Raw genomic sequence first — 17,788 nt, 5'->3', positions numbered from 1 at the left:
TAGCGCAAAATTTATCTATACATGGATAAAATATCTAGCCAGTGGTTAATTCAGGTGGTAATATAATGCTATGTAATAAAATATTCCTATAATATAGAAAAGGGGGTTAATAAAGCTTACATAAATAAATGATGGTGGAAATAGGGGTACTGCCGGGATTTTTGACAATTGAATAACCAAATTGATGAAATGAGGGACGAAATTTGACTAAATCACATGTTCTTCGCAAGTTATCTGTGGTATCCATGGCTGCTCTGCTCGCAGCAGGAACAGCATGGTCTCCGAGTGCAGCCTATGCAGCAGAAGAAGGTACAGCCGTATCTCCGTATCTGCTGAATCAAAAGCAGCTGCCCGATAAGTTAATCAGCCTGACTTCAGGCGAGACGAACGTCATTTCACCCAAAATCAACACAAAGTCCAGCCAAACGATTCGTGTCATCGTGCAGCTGACCAACCAGCCGGTAGCAGTTGGTGAATATGCGGCTCAGATGGGCATTCGTTCCATGGCTGCCGAGTCTACCGAGAGCGCTATCAATTCACAGCAGAACTCCATTGTGAAGCAGGCGCTGGACAAAGGTATCAATCTGCACGTCAATTACCGTTACAATACGGTATTGAATGGTATGGAAATCTCCATTCCGGCCAACCAGATTCCCAAGCTGGCTGAACTGCCAGGTGTCAAATCCATCTATGAAAACAGCACATACTACACAATTCCTGTTCAGGAGCCGCCAACCCTGACAGCGACAGCCAAACAAGCTACATATGACCCTGCACCATTGAACCTGATCGGTGCACAGCAGGCTTGGAACAAAGGCATTACCGGTAAAGGCGTCAAAGTCGGCGTTATCGATACCGGTGTCGATTACGAACATCCGGATCTTAAAAGCGCCTACAAAGGTGGCTATGACTCTGTAGACAAAGACTTCGATCCTTATGAAGACCGGCCGTTGTCTGTAGATGAAGATCCTTATGGTACCGGTTTTGAAGGAACTTCCCATGGTACACACGTATCCGGTACCATCGTGGGACGTGCCGAGAACAAGACGAGTGATATCGTGCAAAAAGGGGTAGCCTACGATGCGAATCTGTATGCCTACCGTGTACTGTCCCGTAACCCGGTGACCAACCGTGCTTCCGGCTCATCCGCACAGGTCATTGATGGCATCGAGCATGCGGTCAAAGACGGCATGGATGTGATCAACCTGTCCCTGGGCTCCGATACGGAAAAGGATGTTAACTCCCCGGATTCCGTAGCGATCAACAACGCCGTACTGGGCGGCGTAACGGCAGTCGTAGCGAACGGTAATGCAGCAGATTCCGGATACTACTACTATTCCATGGGTTCACCGGCAAGCTCCCAGCTGGCCATTTCCGTAGGGGCATCATCGATTCCTTTTGCCACCTATACAGCGACCGTATCTGCGTCCGTATATGGAAATAAAGGTGCAGCCGTAAGCGAAGATGTATACGGCGATCCATCCGCAAAGTCCTATGGACTGAATGTAATGAGCTGGTACGTATCCAGCAGCAACTTTGCCGAAATCCTCGGTACGGATGCCCTTGAAGGTGTATATGTAGGACTGGGCGCCGAAGCGGATTATGCAGGCAAGGATGTCAAAGGCAAAGTGGTACTGATTTCCCGTGGTAATCTGCCATTTGTCGATAAAATGAAAAATGCCAAGGATCATGGTGCCAAAGCGGCGATTATCTTCAATGGTAACTCCAAGGCAAGCAATCCGAATGAAGCGGATCTGTCCGAAAGTATCCCAGGACGCGACAGTCATGTAGGCGCGACCGGATTTATCGGCGAAGGATTCGACTATGTACCAACCTTCGATATGGCGGGTGCAGAAGGCCGTGCACTGGCAAGAGAAGCACTGGCTTCCGAAGGATCACTTGAATTCACATTTGGCGATCAATATCCAAAAGACGAAGTACGCGGCGATACGATGGCTTCCTTTAGCTCCCGTGGACCGAACCAGGATGGACTGCTCGGCATCAAGCCGGACGTATCTGCACCGGGTGTAAATATCCGCTCATCCGTACCTGCCTATGGCAAGTACATCAAGGATGCTTCCTACAGCAGAGCCTATGAGCGTCAAAATGGTACAAGTATGGCTTCACCACACGTAGCCGGTATGGCTGCACTGCTCAAGCAGGAGCATCCAAACTGGACACCGTTCGATATCCGTGCCGCTCTGGCGAATACAGCGGATACGCTCTACGATCTGTCCAATACACAGTATGATGTCTATTCCCAGGGTGCCGGACGCGCGAATGTAGGGACTGCAGTCTATACACCGGCTGTTCTGCAGACGGTGGAAGACATCACGATTCTCGACAAAGACTGGAACCGCAAGACCATTACCAACTACAATCCATCAGCTGCTTTTGGTACGGTAGCGGCAGGAAGTGAAGCCCAGTTCAAAGAGCTGCAGGTGAAAAATACTTCCTTCTCGACAATTACGTACCAGGCGAGCGTGAAAATGCATAATAACGTCACTTCCGATCCGTATGAGCCGATTGCTACACCGGATGTGAGCAATATCGAAGCGACTCTGCAAGGTCTGAATGCAGGCAATTCCATTACGGTCGGTGCGAACTCGGCTTCCGAGTTTAAACTGGCAGTGAAACCTTCTGCAGCTGCAGCGACAGGTGTATATGAAGGGGAAGTCGTCCTGACAGCGAACGGATATCCATCACTGCATCTGCCTTTCGTTATCCATGTAGGTAACAGCGTGCCGGATGCCGGATTGGGTGTACAGGAAGTGGCAGTCAGCAACACCGTGATTCGTATGGATGGCAAGCAGGATTCCACAGATATCGGATTCCGCCTGACGGCTACTGATTCCAATGTGCTAGAGCTGAATGTCTACAATATCGAAGATGAATATGTCGGCACACTGGTTCAGGTCATCCAGGCTCCGGGCGAAAATGGTTATCCGGTATTTGCACCAGGATACTACCGGTTCAATGATGTCGATAACATCTACATCAGCCAGAAATCTTCCGGTGGATATGAGTACAAAGCGCTGGATAAAGGCGTATACAAACTGGAGATTACAGCATACAACCTTGATCAGTACGGCAAGATCAATCAAGACTCCATCAAACGTGCTTCTTCGTCCTACCGTATTGCCGGTACGGAAAAAGACCGCGTAGCTGCAGCTACCAAGCAGTTCAATTATATTCTCCAGGGCAACAATACCCTTGGCAAAGCAGTACTGGACCTGCCGGCAGACAAGCGTCTGGAATACAAAATCCTGTCCAGCAGCGATGACAAGTATGTAAACGACAGCGGCGTACTGATCAAATACCCGTACACCGACTATCGCATTGCCAGACTGCAAATCCAGATCAGCTCCAAAACAGATCCGTCCGCAACCAAGACGGTCAACGCACTCATCAAAATCACAAAACCCTAGCGTTTGGCAGTATAAACGCGACCTGATTTCAATGGAAAAGTAATTTTTGAGCACTCTTCCCGCAGACATGAACGCACCATCAGGTGCACATGTACGCCGGAAGAGTGCTTTTTTTATATTTATATCTAAAGGTTGATGACAAGACCGTCTCCAGTGAATACAATTTATGGAGAAAATAGCTATTCACCAGTCACCTGTAATGATACGATATGGCTGCGGGAAATGGGCAAGTATAACTAGGAAACGAGGGAACGTATTTGAAAAAGTTACATGTTCTGCGCAAGTTGTCTTATGGTTCACTGGCTGTACTGATCACAGCCGGACTGGCCGCATCTCCGGGAGCAGCCTATGCAGCATCCGGAAGTCTCTCTTCTCCATATGTACTGGAGCAGAAGAGTCTGCCGGATAAACTGCTGAGTCTCACTTCGGGTGAGACCAATGTGATCTCGCCGGAGATCAACACGAATTCCAGCCAGCGTACCAATGTCATTGTCCAGCTGACTACACAGCCGGCGGCTGTCGGGGAGTATGCTGCGACGATTGGACTGGAATCGGTAGCTGCCGAGTCGACAGAAAGCACGGTCAATTCGCAGCAGACGTCCATGATCAATCAGGCACTCGCCAAAGGCATTCAGCTAAAGGTCAATTATCGTTACAATACCGTACTGAACGGACTGGAGATCTCGATTCCGGCCAACCAGATTCCCGTTCTGGCCCAGCTACCGGGCATCAAGTCCATTTATGACAATAGTGCAGTGTACCATATTCCGGTAGAAGAGAAGCTGCAGACTGCAGGCCAGGCCACCTATGATCCATCCGCACTGTCACTGATCGGAGCGCAGACCGCCTGGGCCAAGGGACTGACCGGTAAAGGGGTAAAAGTCGGCGTTATTGATACAGGGCTGGACTATCTGCATCCGGATCTGCGCAAGGCCTACAAAGGCGGCTATGATTCGGTCGACAAAGATCGTGATCCGTATGAGACACCGCCTATCAGTATCGCTCAGGATACATACCGACTGGGATATCCGGGAAGTCTGCATGGGACTCATGCCGCAGGCATCATTGCCGGCCGCGCCGAGAATACGACCAGTGAAGTGGTACAGAAAGGGGTAGCCTACGATGTGGACCTCTACGCGTATCGGGTAGCTTCACGCAATCCCGCAACGAACAAGGAAAGCGTCAATTCGGCTACACTGATCGATGGTATTGAGCATGCCGTCAAGGATGGCATGGATATTATCAATCTGTCCCTCGGCATCAGCACCAACAAAGATGTGAATTCGCCGATCTCTACGGCAGTCAACAATGCGGTGCTGAGCGGTGCGACAGTCGTGGTTGCCAATGGCAATGATGCTGCCGCAGGCCCTTATTATTACTCGGTCAACTCTCCGGCCACTTCCCAGCTGGCGATCTCGGTTGGCGCTTCATCCATTTCATACCGTCTGTACCAGGCAACGGCAACTGCCTCGGTCTATGGAGATAGTGGATTGCGTACATTGACGTCTTCCACAGAGAAAGGCCAAACGGTCGGCGATGACGTGTATGCCAACTCATCCGCTGCGCAGACCTATACGCTCAATGCAATGGCATGGAAGCTGAACCGCGAAAATTTTGCCGATATTATCGGTACAGGAGCAGTGCAGGGAGTCTATGTGGGACTCGGCGGCGAAGCGGATTACCGGAACAAAGATGTGACGGGTAAAATTGTGCTCGTTTCCCGCGGTAATATGCAGTTCGACGACAAGATCAAAATGGCTGCCAAACATGGCGCACGTGCCGTTATTATATTTAATGGCAATGCACAGGCAGCTCATCCGGATCAAGCTGATCTATCGACAAGTATCAATGGGCGTGATGGCTATCTGGGTGCAACTGCCTATATTGGAGAGGGATTTGAATATATCCCTGCTTTTGATATGAGTGGAAAAGAAGGACGTGCTCTGGCACGTGCTGCAGTGGCGCATCCGGAGCAGCCGCTTCAATTCCGTTTCAGCGGAGATTATCCAAAAACGGAAGTCGCCGGTGACCGGATGGCTGACTTTAGCTCACGCGGCCCGAATCAGGATGGACTGCTCGGCATCAAGCCGGATATGGCTGCACCAGGCGTGAATATCCGTTCGACCGTACCAGCTTATGGCAAATATATTCAGGACGCCTCTTACAGCCAGGCGTACAAGCGTGAGAGCGGTACGAGCATGGCAGCACCAATGGTAGCAGGCATGGCTGCACTGCTGAAGCAGGAGCATCCGGATTGGACGCCTTTTGATATCCGGGCAGCGCTTGCCAATACTTCGGATCGTCTGTCCGATGAAACGGGCAAAGCCTATGATGTGTATTCCCAGGGTGCCGGACGCGCCAATGTTAGTGCAGCTGTCTACACACCGGCTGTGCTGCAGACGGTAGAGCCGGTGACCATACTGGATAAGAACTGGAAACGCCAGACCATTACCAATTACAATCCATCCGCCGGATTCGGTACAGTGCCGGCAGGCGGCAGTGAACAGCTGAAAAAGCTCCAGCTCAAAAACACGTCAGGTACAGCCGTAACCTACCAGGCGAGTGTGAAGATGCATAGCAGCGTAACTTCCGATCCATCCCGTCCGGTAGCGACACCGGACACGAGCCAGATCAACGCCCGTCTGCAGGGTCTGGCAGCAGGAGACATGATTACGGCAAATGCACATTCCTCGTCCGAATTCACACTTGCGGTACAGCCTTCTGCCGGGGCAGCAGACGGTGTATATGAAGGAGAAGTTGTATTGACCGCTGCAGGATATCCATCGCTGCATCTGCCATTTGTGATTCATGTCGGCCAGAATGCTCCTGATATTGGCCAGGGCATTCAGGATATATCGATCAGCAATACGGTTATTCGCATGAACGGCAAAGAAAATTACGCAGACATCGCATTCCGTCTGACTTCTACAGATGCCAATGTACTGGAACTGAATGCGTATGGTCTGGATGGCAAATATGCCGGTACCCTGGTGCAGCAGGTAAAAGAACCTGTGAATGGAGCTTACCCGATCTATGCGCCGGGATATTATCATTTCAATCATATCGATAATGTAGCAATGGCACTGAACGCTTCCGGTCAGACAGTGTTCCAGGCACTGCCAAAAGGGGTATACCAGCTGGAAATCGCAGCCTACAACATCGATGAGACAGGCAACGTCAAGCGCAGCTCCACCAAACGTGCCAATCTATCCTACCGGATCGCCGGCACGGAAGCCGATCGTGTAGCGGATGCTGTGCGGCCTTTTAACAAGATTCAGAATGGTAACCATACGCTGGGCCAGCCTGTACTGACACTGCCCCAGAATGAGCGGCTGGTATACAAGATTGTCTCCAGCAGCGATGATAAATATGTGGACGATAACGGTGTGCTGATCAAGTACCCGACAGGCAGTTACAGCATCGTCCGTCTGCAGATCCAGATTAGCTCTGTGGTCGATCCGAGCGTATCCAAGACTGTTAATGCGCTGGTGAAAGTAGAGGGAGTAAAAGCCAAAACGAAGTAAATAATTAATAGAAGTGAATCATATGTAATGTGAAAAAAAGATAATTGAAAAAAGATATGCGAAATAAGAAAAAGCACGTTTGCTCTATCGGTCAGTTTCCAGCTCATATTTAATGAATTGGAAGCATTTCCTGAAGCAAGCGTGCTTTTTTGGTTTATCTAATTTTAACGATTGAACGATTGAACGAAGCGGTGCAGCAATCAGAGTGCTGACTGCCTGATTTATACCGGATAATTAATCGCTCACTCCGAGCTGGTGATACAGCAGCTTTTGCTGTTTCACAGCCTCATCATATTTGGGATTCTCCGGCTGTTCCAAAATATACATCAGATCATCGTGGAAGTCCTGCATCATGTATCCTTCCGGCAGGTCTTCGAACAGGCTGTGGAAATCGGCAGTAGGAAGTTCAGTCTCTCCCGCGGCAGTGCGCTCCAGCCAGTCGATCCAGTCGGATACCGACAGCACGCCTGTCATGCACAGATCTTCCTGCAGGCTAATACAATCCTGCAGCCGTTCGTAGCTCTCCGGTTCGGCAAAGCGGCGGAAAGCCTGTACTACGGTTGTATACAGCGCCTGAGCGGCCTCGGCAGCTTCGCCTTCCAGCGGATTCTCCAGACGACTTGAGAAATCATCGGCCGTAATCTGGCTGCCTTCGTCATACAGCAGCGGTACGACAGAACATTGATGCAGAATGTCTACTAATGTATCTTCACTGATCTTGCCTTCGGCAAATAATTTTGCCAGTTGATGTGGGGACATAGAAACCTCCATAATATTTATAATCCATAAGCCCCGCCCTGTCAGAGACAAAGGGGAGCACGGTTTTATTATCAAATAACCAGTATGGATTATACACTAACCGTAAGCAAATAGCATAGGTTTATTGCACATGTACCTGTATACCGTCTCCAATGTCTTCACAATAGCTTGGAAACGAGCAGAAGCGGAGAAGCCTGGAAACCTTAAAACAATCTCATCCGTTTCAGAGAAGTACACATCACACCCCAAGCCATAAGCTAGTTGTCTCTTATACCTCTTTGCATGCCTCACTCTGCCATTGTGAACCATAAGGCGAAGGACAGCTGGATGCAGCCAGGCGGGTGCGGATATGAACGAGACAGCCGCAGTGCTTGCAGGTTGTACCGTACTGCAGGGAAGGGCAGGACATACATGTCTCAAATCGCTGCTGCTGAATCTCTTCGGCAGCCAGCTCCTCCGGCGCCTTGCCCTGCAGCGCGATGGTAATCAGTCGCTGAATCTTTTCCTCTGACAGCTGCGGACTGCGGTTGCAGCCTTTGCAGCCATGCTCGGCTGCTGTACGCTGATACATCATGACTGTTCCAATCAGGACAGTGTGATCGCAGCGACCGAAGCTGGTGGCAGCTGGAAGGTGAGTGTACCATCTGCAGACAGGGACACTTCAAGGGGCGCAGGCGTGACTTTTTCCGGCTGTTCGAACGTGTTATGGGCATTCAGTTCATCAGCACTCAGCAGCTGGCCGACAGCGGTACAGGATGCTGGATCGACACCTTCGATCTTGCAGGAGAAGGATTCGCTATCCGCATGACTCAGATTACAGATCGTGAGGTGGATTTTACCATCCTGGTCCCTGGAAGCGGCGGCGCTGATTTTGGCAATAGACTGTGCGCCGAGTTTGTATTCAGGGCTCTCGTACTGCAGATCCAGTCGTTCGCTGTCCTGATGGACCTGATACATATCAAATACATGATACGTAGGCGTCAGCAGCATCCGGTCGCCTTCGGTCAGAACCATCGCCTGCAGCACATTGACCATCTGGGCGATATTGGCCATTTTGACCCGGTCCGAGAACTTGTAGAACAGATTGAGGTTGACCCCGGCGACGAGGGCATCACGCATTGTATTTTGCTGGTACAGGAAACCCGGGTTGGTGCCTGGCTCTACGTCGGTCCAGATTCCCCATTCGTCGATGATCAGGCCAACCTTTTTGTCCGGGTCGTATTTGTCCATGATCTTGGAATGCTTGGTGATCAGTTCTTCCATATGAAGAGTCAGCCGGAGCGTCTGGAACCACTCTTCCACCGTAAAGTCAGTGGCAGAGCCTTTGACCGGGAAAAACTCGCCGGATGGAAGCGTATAGTAGTGGAGGCTGAGTCCATCCATCAGATGAGCGGCTTCGCGCATCAGCACTTCGGTCCAGTGGTAATCATCCACGTTCGCACCGCAGGCGATTTTGTAAATTTTATTCTCATCATAATTGCGCACATAGGTGGAATAATGTCTGTACAGATCTGCGTAATATTCCGGACGCATGTTGCCGCCGCAGCCCCAGTTCTCATTCCCTACGCCAAAGTACGTCACTTTCCATGGCTGATCCTGCCCGTTCTGACGACGCCAGTCTGCCATCGGCGATGTACCGCCCTGAGTCATATACTCGACCCATTGCTGCATCTCATGTACTGTGCCGCTGCCCACATTGCCGCTGATATAAGGTTCTGTATCGAGCAGCTCACAGAGTCTTAGGAACTCATGAGTACCAAAGTGGTTGTTCTCCTCGACACCGCCCCAGTGATTGTTGACCATGCGCGCGCGCTGCTCACGCGGACCTACACCGTCTTTCCAGTGGTATTCATCGGCAAAGCAGCCTCCTGGCCAGCGCAGTACAGGAATATGTAATTTTCGAAGCGCTTCCAAAACATCGTTGCGAATACCTTCCGTATTCGGGATGGGAGAATCTTCACCCACCCACAGACCTTCATAGATACATCTGCCGAGATGTTCGGCGAACTGTCCATGCAGATGGCGGCTGATAATACCTTTGGTTTCTTTTGCATTCATATTCATATTAATCATAAATAAATTCCTCCTTAATATGGTTAAATTGCCTTGAAATGCACCTTGATATTAACAGGTAATATAAAATTTGAGAATTACTAGCGATAACGTTTGTATTTTTGTTAACATAAGGATATAGTGGAAAGGTATATATGAATGTTACACACTCGCTAATGGAGGAGCCTGAATATGAATCTGGACATTTCGGATAAATCACTGCCGGTATACGAAGCCCTGGCCAGCAGTGTACGGCACAAGATCATCCAATTACTCGCTGAACGACCGATGAATATTCGCGAGTTGGCGGAGGCAGTTGGCCTGACAAGCGCCATCGTCTCCATGCACGTCAAGAAACTCGAAAAAGCAGCGATCATCTCTACCAATATGCAGCCCGGCAAAGGCGGCGTACAGAAAGTGTGTTCACTTCAGGTTGAAGAAGCGAATATCATTTTCCCGAATAAAATCGAACATCTTCGCCAGTATCATGAGAGTGAAATCTCGATCGGTCACTATACCGATCTTCAGGTGGAACCGACATGCGGACTGGCTTCACCGGAGAAATTTATCGGTCAGGTGGATGATACGCGGTATTTCTTTGATGCCGAGCGTTTTCAGGCCAAGATACTGTGGTTTAGTGAAGGTTTTATCGAGTATAAAATTCCCAACTTTCTGTTATCGACCGAGAATCCGCTGGAGCTGCTGGTCTCCCTGGAAATCGCTTCCGAGGCGCCGCTCACGGACAATCGTTTTCCTTCGGATATCACCTTCTATCTGAATGATGTCAAACTGGGTACATGGACCAGTCCCGGAGACTTTGGGGACAAGCGCGGCAAGTATAATCCGCAGTGGTGGCCTGATATCGTCAATCAGTACGGCCTGCTGAAGCATCTGCAGGTCTCGAGAGACGGTACGTACATGGATGGCATCAAAATATCGGACATCAACCTGGATCATGTCAATGTACGTGATCGCCAGTGGACGCTGCGCATCGCCGTAGAGCCTTCTTCCGAGCATGTTGGAGGTCTGACCCTGTTCGGCCGCGGATTCGGTAACTACAACCAGGATATCGTGTTCCGTCTGTATTACGACAAGCTGGTACATTCCGGTTCACCGTCCAACGAACTGGAGAAGCAGGTCTAATTGTAAACGCTTTAGATAACAGGCTATAAAAAAAGGGGAGAACCTTGGATTCTCCCCTTTTTTATATTCATGCTATCATTATACGGTTATCGATGCAATTTGTTTGCCCCAGATCGACCAGCCCCGCTCGGTCATTCCTGTAAATACGATCGTAGGGCAATGTCTCTCCCAATCCCATGAAGGCAGCAGTTTCACTACACTGCGCTGTGATTCACCGGATGTGCTCAGCCACTCCAGGACCAGCGTACGGGCATCCTGCAGCTGCCAGCTGCCTGGCTGTCCATGATGCTGCAGACTGCCATCCTCGCGAAGCTCCAACGGCTGCGAAGGAATCTGACCGTTCTCACCCGGATTCAGCAAAATGGTCTCCCATTGTCCGGGGATTTGAGACGCTTCCAGATCCTGTTCCTGCTCTCCGGCATAACGTTCCGGTGAAACGACCGGCCAGCCGTCTGCCGTCCAGAGAATTTTGCGGATATGCAGATAGGACCAATGCTTGTCCTTTTCTCCACGTGCATGATGGACAATGTAAAAGTCGCCGTCATCGTTCAGCACCGAATTATGCCCCGGAGCGACCCAGCCTTCACCTTCCTGAAAACGGTAACCGCCAACAATCTTGTTGCCAATCTCGTGCTGCGGGCGATAATCCGTATCGGTCAGTACATGACCGTGAATATCCGTGTACGGACCGGTAATATGGTCTGCACGGGCCACACGCACATTATAATCGCTAAACAGCGAGTCATACGATACAAACAAATAATATTTCCGGAATTCCGGATGATAGACAATATAAGGTCCTTCAATCGCACCATCTACCGTAGCCTTGTCCCGAATTGCCAGCAGCGTACCAAATCCCTCAACGGTAGGTTTGCCTGTCTGCTGATCCAGGGGAAGGATATGAATACCGCCAAAAAACGAACCATATACCATCCACTGCTGTCCTTCGGTATCGTTAACTACATGGGGATCAATTGCATTCGGTCCGTCACCCTCCTGGGTGCGAACCACGGAGCCGCAATCGACCCATGGACCTTCCGGAGAGTCGCTCTCCATCAGCCCAATCATCGAACGTGTACTGCCAAAGGTCGAAGCGGAATAATACATACGATATTTGTCGCCTACTTTAACTACATCCGGCGCCCACAGATTGATCGCCTGCGACCATTCTGCGGCAATCTCCGGAATGCCCGGAAGGGCGTAGCCGACCCATTCCCAGTGAATCAGATCCTGGGAACGGCGTACCATCACGCCTGGAGTCAGCTCGCCGCCCATACGGACGTCCGTAGAGTAAATGTAGTACCCTTGATCCGTTTTCAGAATGCCCGGATCATGTGCGTTGTTAATCGTCCATTTGGATTCATCATCCAGAATGGTTGTATCGTAGAGCTTGTGATCCGGAGGAGAGGAAGGAAACAATATACTCATCCTTTCACCCCGGAGATCGCTACAGATTCAATAATTTGACGCTGGAAGATCAGGAAGATAATCAGGATCGGCAGCAGCGATACAACGGATGCAGCCATGATCAGCGGATAATCACTCTGAATCGCATAGCTTGCGTTAAAGTTGGCGATAACCAGCTGCAGCGTCTGAATCTCCGGTGAGTTCAGATACAGGATCGGAGGCAGGTAGTCATTCCAGATTCCCATGAACCACAGGATCAGCTGTGCAGCGATTGCCGGTTTGATCAGCGGTACGATAATGCGTGCATAGATGCCAAAGTAGGAAGTACCATCAATTTTGGCAGCTTCGATAATCGCGTTTGGAATACTGTACAGATACTGGCGCAGGAAGAAGATCATAACCACGTTACCGAACAGACCCGGTACGATCAGCGGCAGCAGGGTATCTACCCATGACCAGCCGGAGAACATAATGAACTGCGAGATCATAACTGCCGGATACGGAATCATCATCGATGACAGCAGCAGCAGGAAGATCTGGTTTTTCCAAGGGAAACGCATTTTGGCAAAAGCAAAAGCAGCGAGACTGGAAGTCAGCGTACCGATTACCGTTACGGTAATCGCGACGATCAGACTGTTGATAATACCACTCATCAGCGGTCCGGCTGTCCAGATCTCTGCATATTTGGTGAATTGGAAATCTTTTGGAATCCATTCCGGTGGAAGGGCGAAGACGGCCTCACGGTTTTTGAATGATGTAGAAATCATCCAGAGCAGCGGCAGAATCATAAATACCGCACCCAGACACAGAATAATGAAAATAATCGCATTGGTCATTTTTTGCTGTTTGCTGTATACCATCTCTTAACTCACTCCTTCTCTATCGTGATCAATCCATATCGAATGAGGAACGCTCATTCATCTTGAACTGAATCAGGGTAACAATGAAAATGAACAATCCCAGAATAACGGCCATCGCAGAGGCATAACCCATTTGCAGGTTTTCAAATGCTTTTTGCCAGATGTAGAACACGACCGTTGCGGAAGAGTATTCCGGTCCGCCGGTAGGTGTCATGATGTTGATTTCCGTAAAGATCTGGGAACCACCAATGATGTTGGTAACGACGAGGAAGAAGGTTACCGGTTTTACCATCGGCCAGGTAATATGGCGGAACATGCTGAAACCGCTGGCGCCATCGAGTTCTGCCGCTTCGTAGTACGTACGGGAGACGCTTTGCAGAGCAGCCAGATAGAGCAGCATGGAGAAGCCAAGACCTTTCCAGATGGTCATCAGAATGATCGCTGGTTTGACGGTAGCGGTGTTGGCCAGCCAGTTGGGACCTTTGATACCGAACAGTCCGAGGAACTGGTTGACGAGACCGTAGTCACCGTTATAAGCCCATTGCCACAGGATAGAGATCGCAGCGAGTGAAGAGATAACCGGAACATAGTAGATAACACGGAACGTAGTAGTGCCCGGAATCTTACGATTCAGTCCAAGTGCGAGAAGCAGGGACAGTAAAAGTCCAATCGGGATACCGATCATCAGGAAAAATGTATTATACATGGATGTGTAGAAGAAATTATCAGTAAACAATGTCTTATAGTTGTCCAGCCCGATAAAGTTCATCTGGCCAAGTCCGTTCCAATCCGTAAAGGAACCGTAAATGGAGTAAAGTGCCGGATAAAGCGTAAACAGCAAGAAACCAATGACTGGCGGTAAAATGAACAAGAAACCAAAAATTTTCTCTTTACGATACAGATTGGATCTCTTTTTAACCATGCTCGCATTTCCTTCTTGGTAAATATCAGAAGTCGCTTTCATAAGTTCACCCCTATGTTTCTAAATAGGCATTTCAGCATTGCTACAGTACGGGAATGAAAATGATGTTAGCCTCCCGGGAAGAGCCTGAGAACACTAACATCATTTCCGTTGTTGGTGCAGTATCTTCATTACTTGTTCTATAGTGCAATTACTTGTTTTGTACTAAAGTAGTATGGATCGTGTTATTTGCTTTGTTTGCTTTCTTTTGCCTTGTTCTCGGCAGCTACAGCCTGATCAAGCATAGCCTGCATCTTCGGCTGTTCCTGTTTTACAAAATCAGCGACTGCGATTTTACCATCGAGTACCGGCTGCAGATCGGTGAAGAATAGTGCATACCATTCTGCATTGTACGTGAATTGTCCAGGAAGCGGTCTGCCGTATTCATTAACGATTTGCAGATATTCTTCTTTGTTGGCAGGAGGAGCGGAAGTATCAGCTGCCCATTCTTTGGCCATATCCTGCAGGTTAGGAATCTGTACGCCTGCATCTACCAGGGATTTTTGTCCACTTGGTGAAGCGGAGAGATAAGTTACCAATTTGGCTGCCAGTTCAGGGTTAGCCGTTTTGTTGGATACGCCAATACCCAGGCTGCCTATCCATGATGAAGCTTTGCCAGTCGAACCGGCAGGGAATGGAATCACATCATAATCGAATTTCAGTTCACGTTTGAATGTGCTCAGATCCCATGGAGCCACAGGGAAGAAGGCCAATTCGCCTCTCATCCAGCGCTGGTAGGTATCCAGAGTCTGGGCCTGTTCAATCGCAGGAGTGATTTTGTATTTGTTCTGCATGTCTACAAAGAACTGCAGTGCTTCGATGAATTTAGGATCGTCGATTGTTACTTTGGTGTGTGTTTTATCCAGCCAGTCAGCACCGTTGCTCCATACGAACGGCTGCAGTGTCCACTCGGCGTTCAGGCCTGTACCGAATTGGTCCAGTTTGCCGTCACCGTCTGTATCTTTGGTGAGCTGTTGATTGACTTTAATGAACTCATCCCATGTGTAAGGCTTGTCTTTGTCCGGCAGCGCAATGCCTGCTTTTTCGAACATGGTTTTGTTGTATCCGAGTGCGAATGGACCCAGATCTTTTGGCAGACCGTACAGGGCGCCTTGGCCTACTTCGTTACCATCATAACGGTACATATCTACACCTTGCGGCCACATGTTTTTCAGATCCACATCAGGTTTATTCTCGATGTACTTGGTGATATCGAGCAGGATGTTATTGTTGGTATAGGCTTTCAGATCGGCAGGGTTGTAGAAAAATACATCCGGTACACTGTTACCTGTGATTGCTGCCTGCAATTTGGCGGCATATTGATCCGGGTTGGTCTGAATTGCTTTTACTTTGACTCCTGGATTATCCTGTTCAAACTGCTTGACGACAGCCGTGTAGGCTTTCAATTCATCCGGACCGCCGCGGAACATAAATGTCAGTTGGTTCGGATCAGAAGCGCCTTTACCGCCGCAACCGGCGAGGACAAGAGATAACATCATTACAGAAGCTAATACGATTAACCAGCTTTTTTTACCAAACATGGAATGACCCCCTCATAAAATTAAAACCTGTAAATCATGAAGCTTTTGACCATCGAGCAGATTTTGGATGATAACGTATTCATAAAAGGAAAGGATGAGCAGTTCAGGCCTTGCAAAGTCGAATCACATTCCAAGATGTCTTGGACAGACGTGCAGTCAGGATACCATTGTCCAGCTGGGATTGTCCGCGATTATGTGGAGCGACTTTTTCTTCGTCTGCAGTGTTCACGGCTTTGAGGTCATCATTTTCCAGAACAATATGTTCCACGATGCGATATCCTTCAAATGAGCGTACATCACAGTTCAGATCCAGCGACTCGGTCAGGTGGCGGTTAAGTGCGAAGATCGTCAGGTGATCATTTTCTTCGTCATGAACCACTGCGCTGTCCAGATAAGGAACATCCGTATAATCTTTTGCATCATACACCGGAGAGTCGACAACCGGCTTCAGAGAGATGCCGCGTCCATATGTGGAAGCATGCATGTAAGGATAGAAGATTGTCTGCTTCCATACTCGTCCGCCGTCTTCGGTCATGATCGGTGCAATAACGTTGACCAGCTGGGCGAGACAGGCCATTTTCACACGGTCTGCACGACGCAGGAATGTCAGCAGCATACTGCCGACCAGCAGTGCATCTTCAAAATTGTACACATCTTCCAGCTGAGGAGGCGCGATGCTCCAAGGGTCCATTTTGCTGTCCGCTTCGTTGGAGTGATACCATACATTCCATTCATCAAAGCTCAGGTACATCGTTTTCTTGCTGCGCTTTTTGGCTTTGACAAAGTCACAAGTAGAGATAATGGTGTGAATGAAGTGATCCATGTCCATTGATCTCGCCAGATAGTTGGCTGGATCGTTATCCTGGTTGCCATAATATTGATGAAGGGAAATGTAATCGACAGCTTCATACGTATGTTCAAGAGTCGTTGCTTCCCACTGCGGGAAAGTAGGCATTGCCGTATTGGAACTGCCACAGGCTACGAGCTCGATGGAGGAATCCACCTGACGCATCGCTTTGGCTGTCTCCAGCGCCAGCTTGCCGTATTCTTCAGCAGTCTTGTGACCGATCTGCCATGGACCATCCATTTCGTTGCCCAGACACCAGGTTTTGATACCATACGGATCTGCGTAGCCATGCTGTTTGCGAAGATCACTATAGTAGGAACCACCAGGATGATTGCAATATTCGATCAGGTTGCGTGCAGCATCGATGCCGCGTGTTCCCAGGTTAACCGCCATCATGACTTCGGAGCCAGCCTGCTTGGCCCACTGCATGAACTCGTTGGTACCGACCTCGTTTGGTTCGACTGTACGCCAGGCCAGTTCCAGACGCTTTGGACGGGATTCTACCGGACCAACTCCATCTTCCCAGTTGTAACCGGATACAAAATTGCCTCCGGGATAACGGATGATGGGAACCTGCAGCTCTTGGATCAATTGTTTTACATCATTACGGAAACCGTTTTCATCAGCGGACGGATGAGAAGGATCATAAATACCGCCATATACCGCTCTGCCCAGATGCTCAATAAAAGAGCCGTAAATTCTTTTATCTACTTCCGCAATTCGGAAGGCCTTATCGACGATCATTTTGGCTTTGAGATTAGATTGTGACAACGTGCTTCATCCTTTCCTGACATGCTTATGCCTACAATTTAATAGCGCTTTTTTGGGCTTTTATTGCATAAATTTACAAACCGAATGTAGCATAGATTTCTTAATCAGTCAATATTAATATTAATAATTAATGTTTTTATTAACATTAATAAAATAGAAAATCACTTCCTTATTATTATATATACTTTTAAAAAATAAAAGCCTGCAAGGGTTTTGGGAGAGAATATGTAACCGCATTCATTATTTTTCCTATATACATGTCTGCAAAAGAATATAGAACAAAGATTAGCTATATTATCATTTATTATCCGAAAGGTTTACAAGAAATACAGCAGCGTTCGCCATGGCTGATATTTGAGGTGGACTGCTATGGAATTCATCCTATTTCCGGTTGCAGGGTATGATCATCTGATAACACAAAGCAATAAAAATAATAATATCTGAACGCCAATTTATTGAAATATGGAAGTCAGCAGACAAGCAAATTGTATATCA

General features: G+C 48.8%; 11 protein-coding genes. 3 read left to right on the top strand and 8 right to left on the bottom strand.

Annotated features, from left to right (window positions below):
• Positions 1-203 precede the first annotated feature (203 nt).
• Together WH45_RS03815 and WH45_RS03810 are read left to right on the top strand one after the other, a co-directional pair.
• Complete coding sequence (locus WH45_RS03815; protein ID WP_324292916.1) at positions 204-3,428, top strand: S8 family serine peptidase; 3,225 nt, start codon at positions 204-206, stop codon at positions 3,426-3,428.
• 257 nt (positions 3,429-3,685) lie between these two features.
• Positions 3,686-6,952, top strand: coding sequence for a S8 family serine peptidase (locus WH45_RS03810; protein ID WP_046213077.1), 3,267 nt, complete (start codon positions 3,686-3,688; stop codon positions 6,950-6,952).
• Between the two features lie 234 nt (positions 6,953-7,186).
• On the opposite strand, the gene WH45_RS03805 is transcribed toward WH45_RS03810, so the two are convergent.
• The 3 genes from WH45_RS03805 to WH45_RS03795 form a co-directional block, all read right to left on the bottom strand.
• The gene (locus tag WH45_RS03805) at positions 7,187-7,711 is read right to left on the bottom strand and encodes a hypothetical protein (protein ID WP_046213076.1); all 525 of its coding nucleotides are present in this window, start codon (positions 7,709-7,711) and stop codon (positions 7,187-7,189) included.
• Positions 7,712-7,979: 268 nt separating this feature from the next.
• On the bottom strand, positions 7,980-8,285 hold the full coding sequence (locus WH45_RS03800; RefSeq protein ID WP_235338275.1) for a hypothetical protein: 306 nt from the start codon (positions 8,283-8,285) through the stop codon (positions 7,980-7,982).
• An 11-nt stretch (positions 8,286-8,296) separates the two neighbouring features.
• A complete protein-coding gene (locus tag WH45_RS03795) occupies positions 8,297-9,784 on the bottom strand; it encodes an alpha-N-arabinofuranosidase (RefSeq protein WP_046213074.1) in 1,488 nt (495 codons plus the stop codon).
• Positions 9,785-9,955: 171 nt separating this feature from the next.
• On the opposite strand from WH45_RS03795, the gene WH45_RS03790 reads away from it, so the two are divergent.
• Complete coding sequence (locus WH45_RS03790) at positions 9,956-10,906, top strand: ArsR/SmtB family transcription factor (protein ID WP_046213073.1); 951 nt, start codon at positions 9,956-9,958, stop codon at positions 10,904-10,906.
• A gap of 78 nt (positions 10,907-10,984) precedes the next feature.
• On the opposite strand, the gene WH45_RS03785 is transcribed toward WH45_RS03790, so the two are convergent.
• The 5 genes from WH45_RS03785 to arfA form a co-directional block, all read right to left on the bottom strand.
• On the bottom strand, positions 10,985-12,334 hold the full coding sequence (locus tag WH45_RS03785; protein WP_046213072.1) for an arabinan endo-1,5-alpha-L-arabinosidase: 1,350 nt from the start codon (positions 12,332-12,334) through the stop codon (positions 10,985-10,987).
• The gene (locus WH45_RS03780) at positions 12,331-13,173 is read right to left on the bottom strand and encodes a carbohydrate ABC transporter permease (RefSeq protein WP_046213071.1); all 843 of its coding nucleotides are present in this window, start codon (positions 13,171-13,173) and stop codon (positions 12,331-12,333) included. The genes WH45_RS03785 and WH45_RS03780 overlap by 4 nt, the downstream gene beginning before the upstream one ends.
• A 28-nt stretch (positions 13,174-13,201) precedes the next feature.
• Positions 13,202-14,095, bottom strand: coding sequence for a carbohydrate ABC transporter permease (locus WH45_RS03775; protein ID WP_046213302.1), 894 nt, complete (start codon positions 14,093-14,095; stop codon positions 13,202-13,204).
• Positions 14,096-14,319: 224 nt separating this feature from the next.
• Complete coding sequence (locus tag WH45_RS03770) at positions 14,320-15,675, bottom strand: ABC transporter substrate-binding protein (protein WP_046213070.1); 1,356 nt, start codon at positions 15,673-15,675, stop codon at positions 14,320-14,322.
• A gap of 103 nt (positions 15,676-15,778) precedes the next feature.
• Positions 15,779-17,266, bottom strand: a complete 1,488-nt coding sequence (arfA, locus tag WH45_RS03765; RefSeq protein ID WP_046213301.1) for an arabinosylfuranosidase ArfA — start codon at positions 17,264-17,266, stop codon at positions 15,779-15,781.
• Positions 17,267-17,788: the final 522 nt, after the last annotated feature.

The sequence above is a fragment of the Paenibacillus wulumuqiensis genome (assembly GCF_000971965.1).
Taxonomy (GTDB): domain Bacteria; phylum Bacillota; class Bacilli; order Paenibacillales; family Paenibacillaceae; genus Saccharibacillus; species Saccharibacillus wulumuqiensis.
Note: the sequence above shows the minus strand (reverse complement) of the source record. Positions and strands in the feature narration are given on the sequence as shown.

Coding starts and splice junctions, on each gene's coding strand:
- WH45_RS03805 (WP_046213076.1), bottom strand. CDS start 7,711: ATGTCCCCACATCAACTGGCAAAATTATTTGCCGAAGGCAAGATCAGT.
- WH45_RS03800 (WP_235338275.1), bottom strand. CDS start 8,285: ATGATGTATCAGCGTACAGCAGCCGAGCATGGCTGCAAAGGCTGCAAC.
- WH45_RS03795 (WP_046213074.1), bottom strand. CDS start 9,784: ATGATTAATATGAATATGAATGCAAAAGAAACCAAAGGTATTATCAGC.
- WH45_RS03790 (WP_046213073.1), top strand. CDS start 9,956: ATGAATCTGGACATTTCGGATAAATCACTGCCGGTATACGAAGCCCTG.
- WH45_RS03785 (WP_046213072.1), bottom strand. CDS start 12,334: ATGAGTATATTGTTTCCTTCCTCTCCTCCGGATCACAAGCTCTACGAT.
- WH45_RS03780 (WP_046213071.1), bottom strand. CDS start 13,173: ATGGTATACAGCAAACAGCAAAAAATGACCAATGCGATTATTTTCATT.
- WH45_RS03775 (WP_046213302.1), bottom strand. CDS start 14,095: ATGGTTAAAAAGAGATCCAATCTGTATCGTAAAGAGAAAATTTTTGGT.
- WH45_RS03770 (WP_046213070.1), bottom strand. CDS start 15,675: ATGTTTGGTAAAAAAAGCTGGTTAATCGTATTAGCTTCTGTAATGATG.
- arfA (WP_046213301.1), bottom strand. CDS start 17,266: ATGATCGTCGATAAGGCCTTCCGAATTGCGGAAGTAGATAAAAGAATT.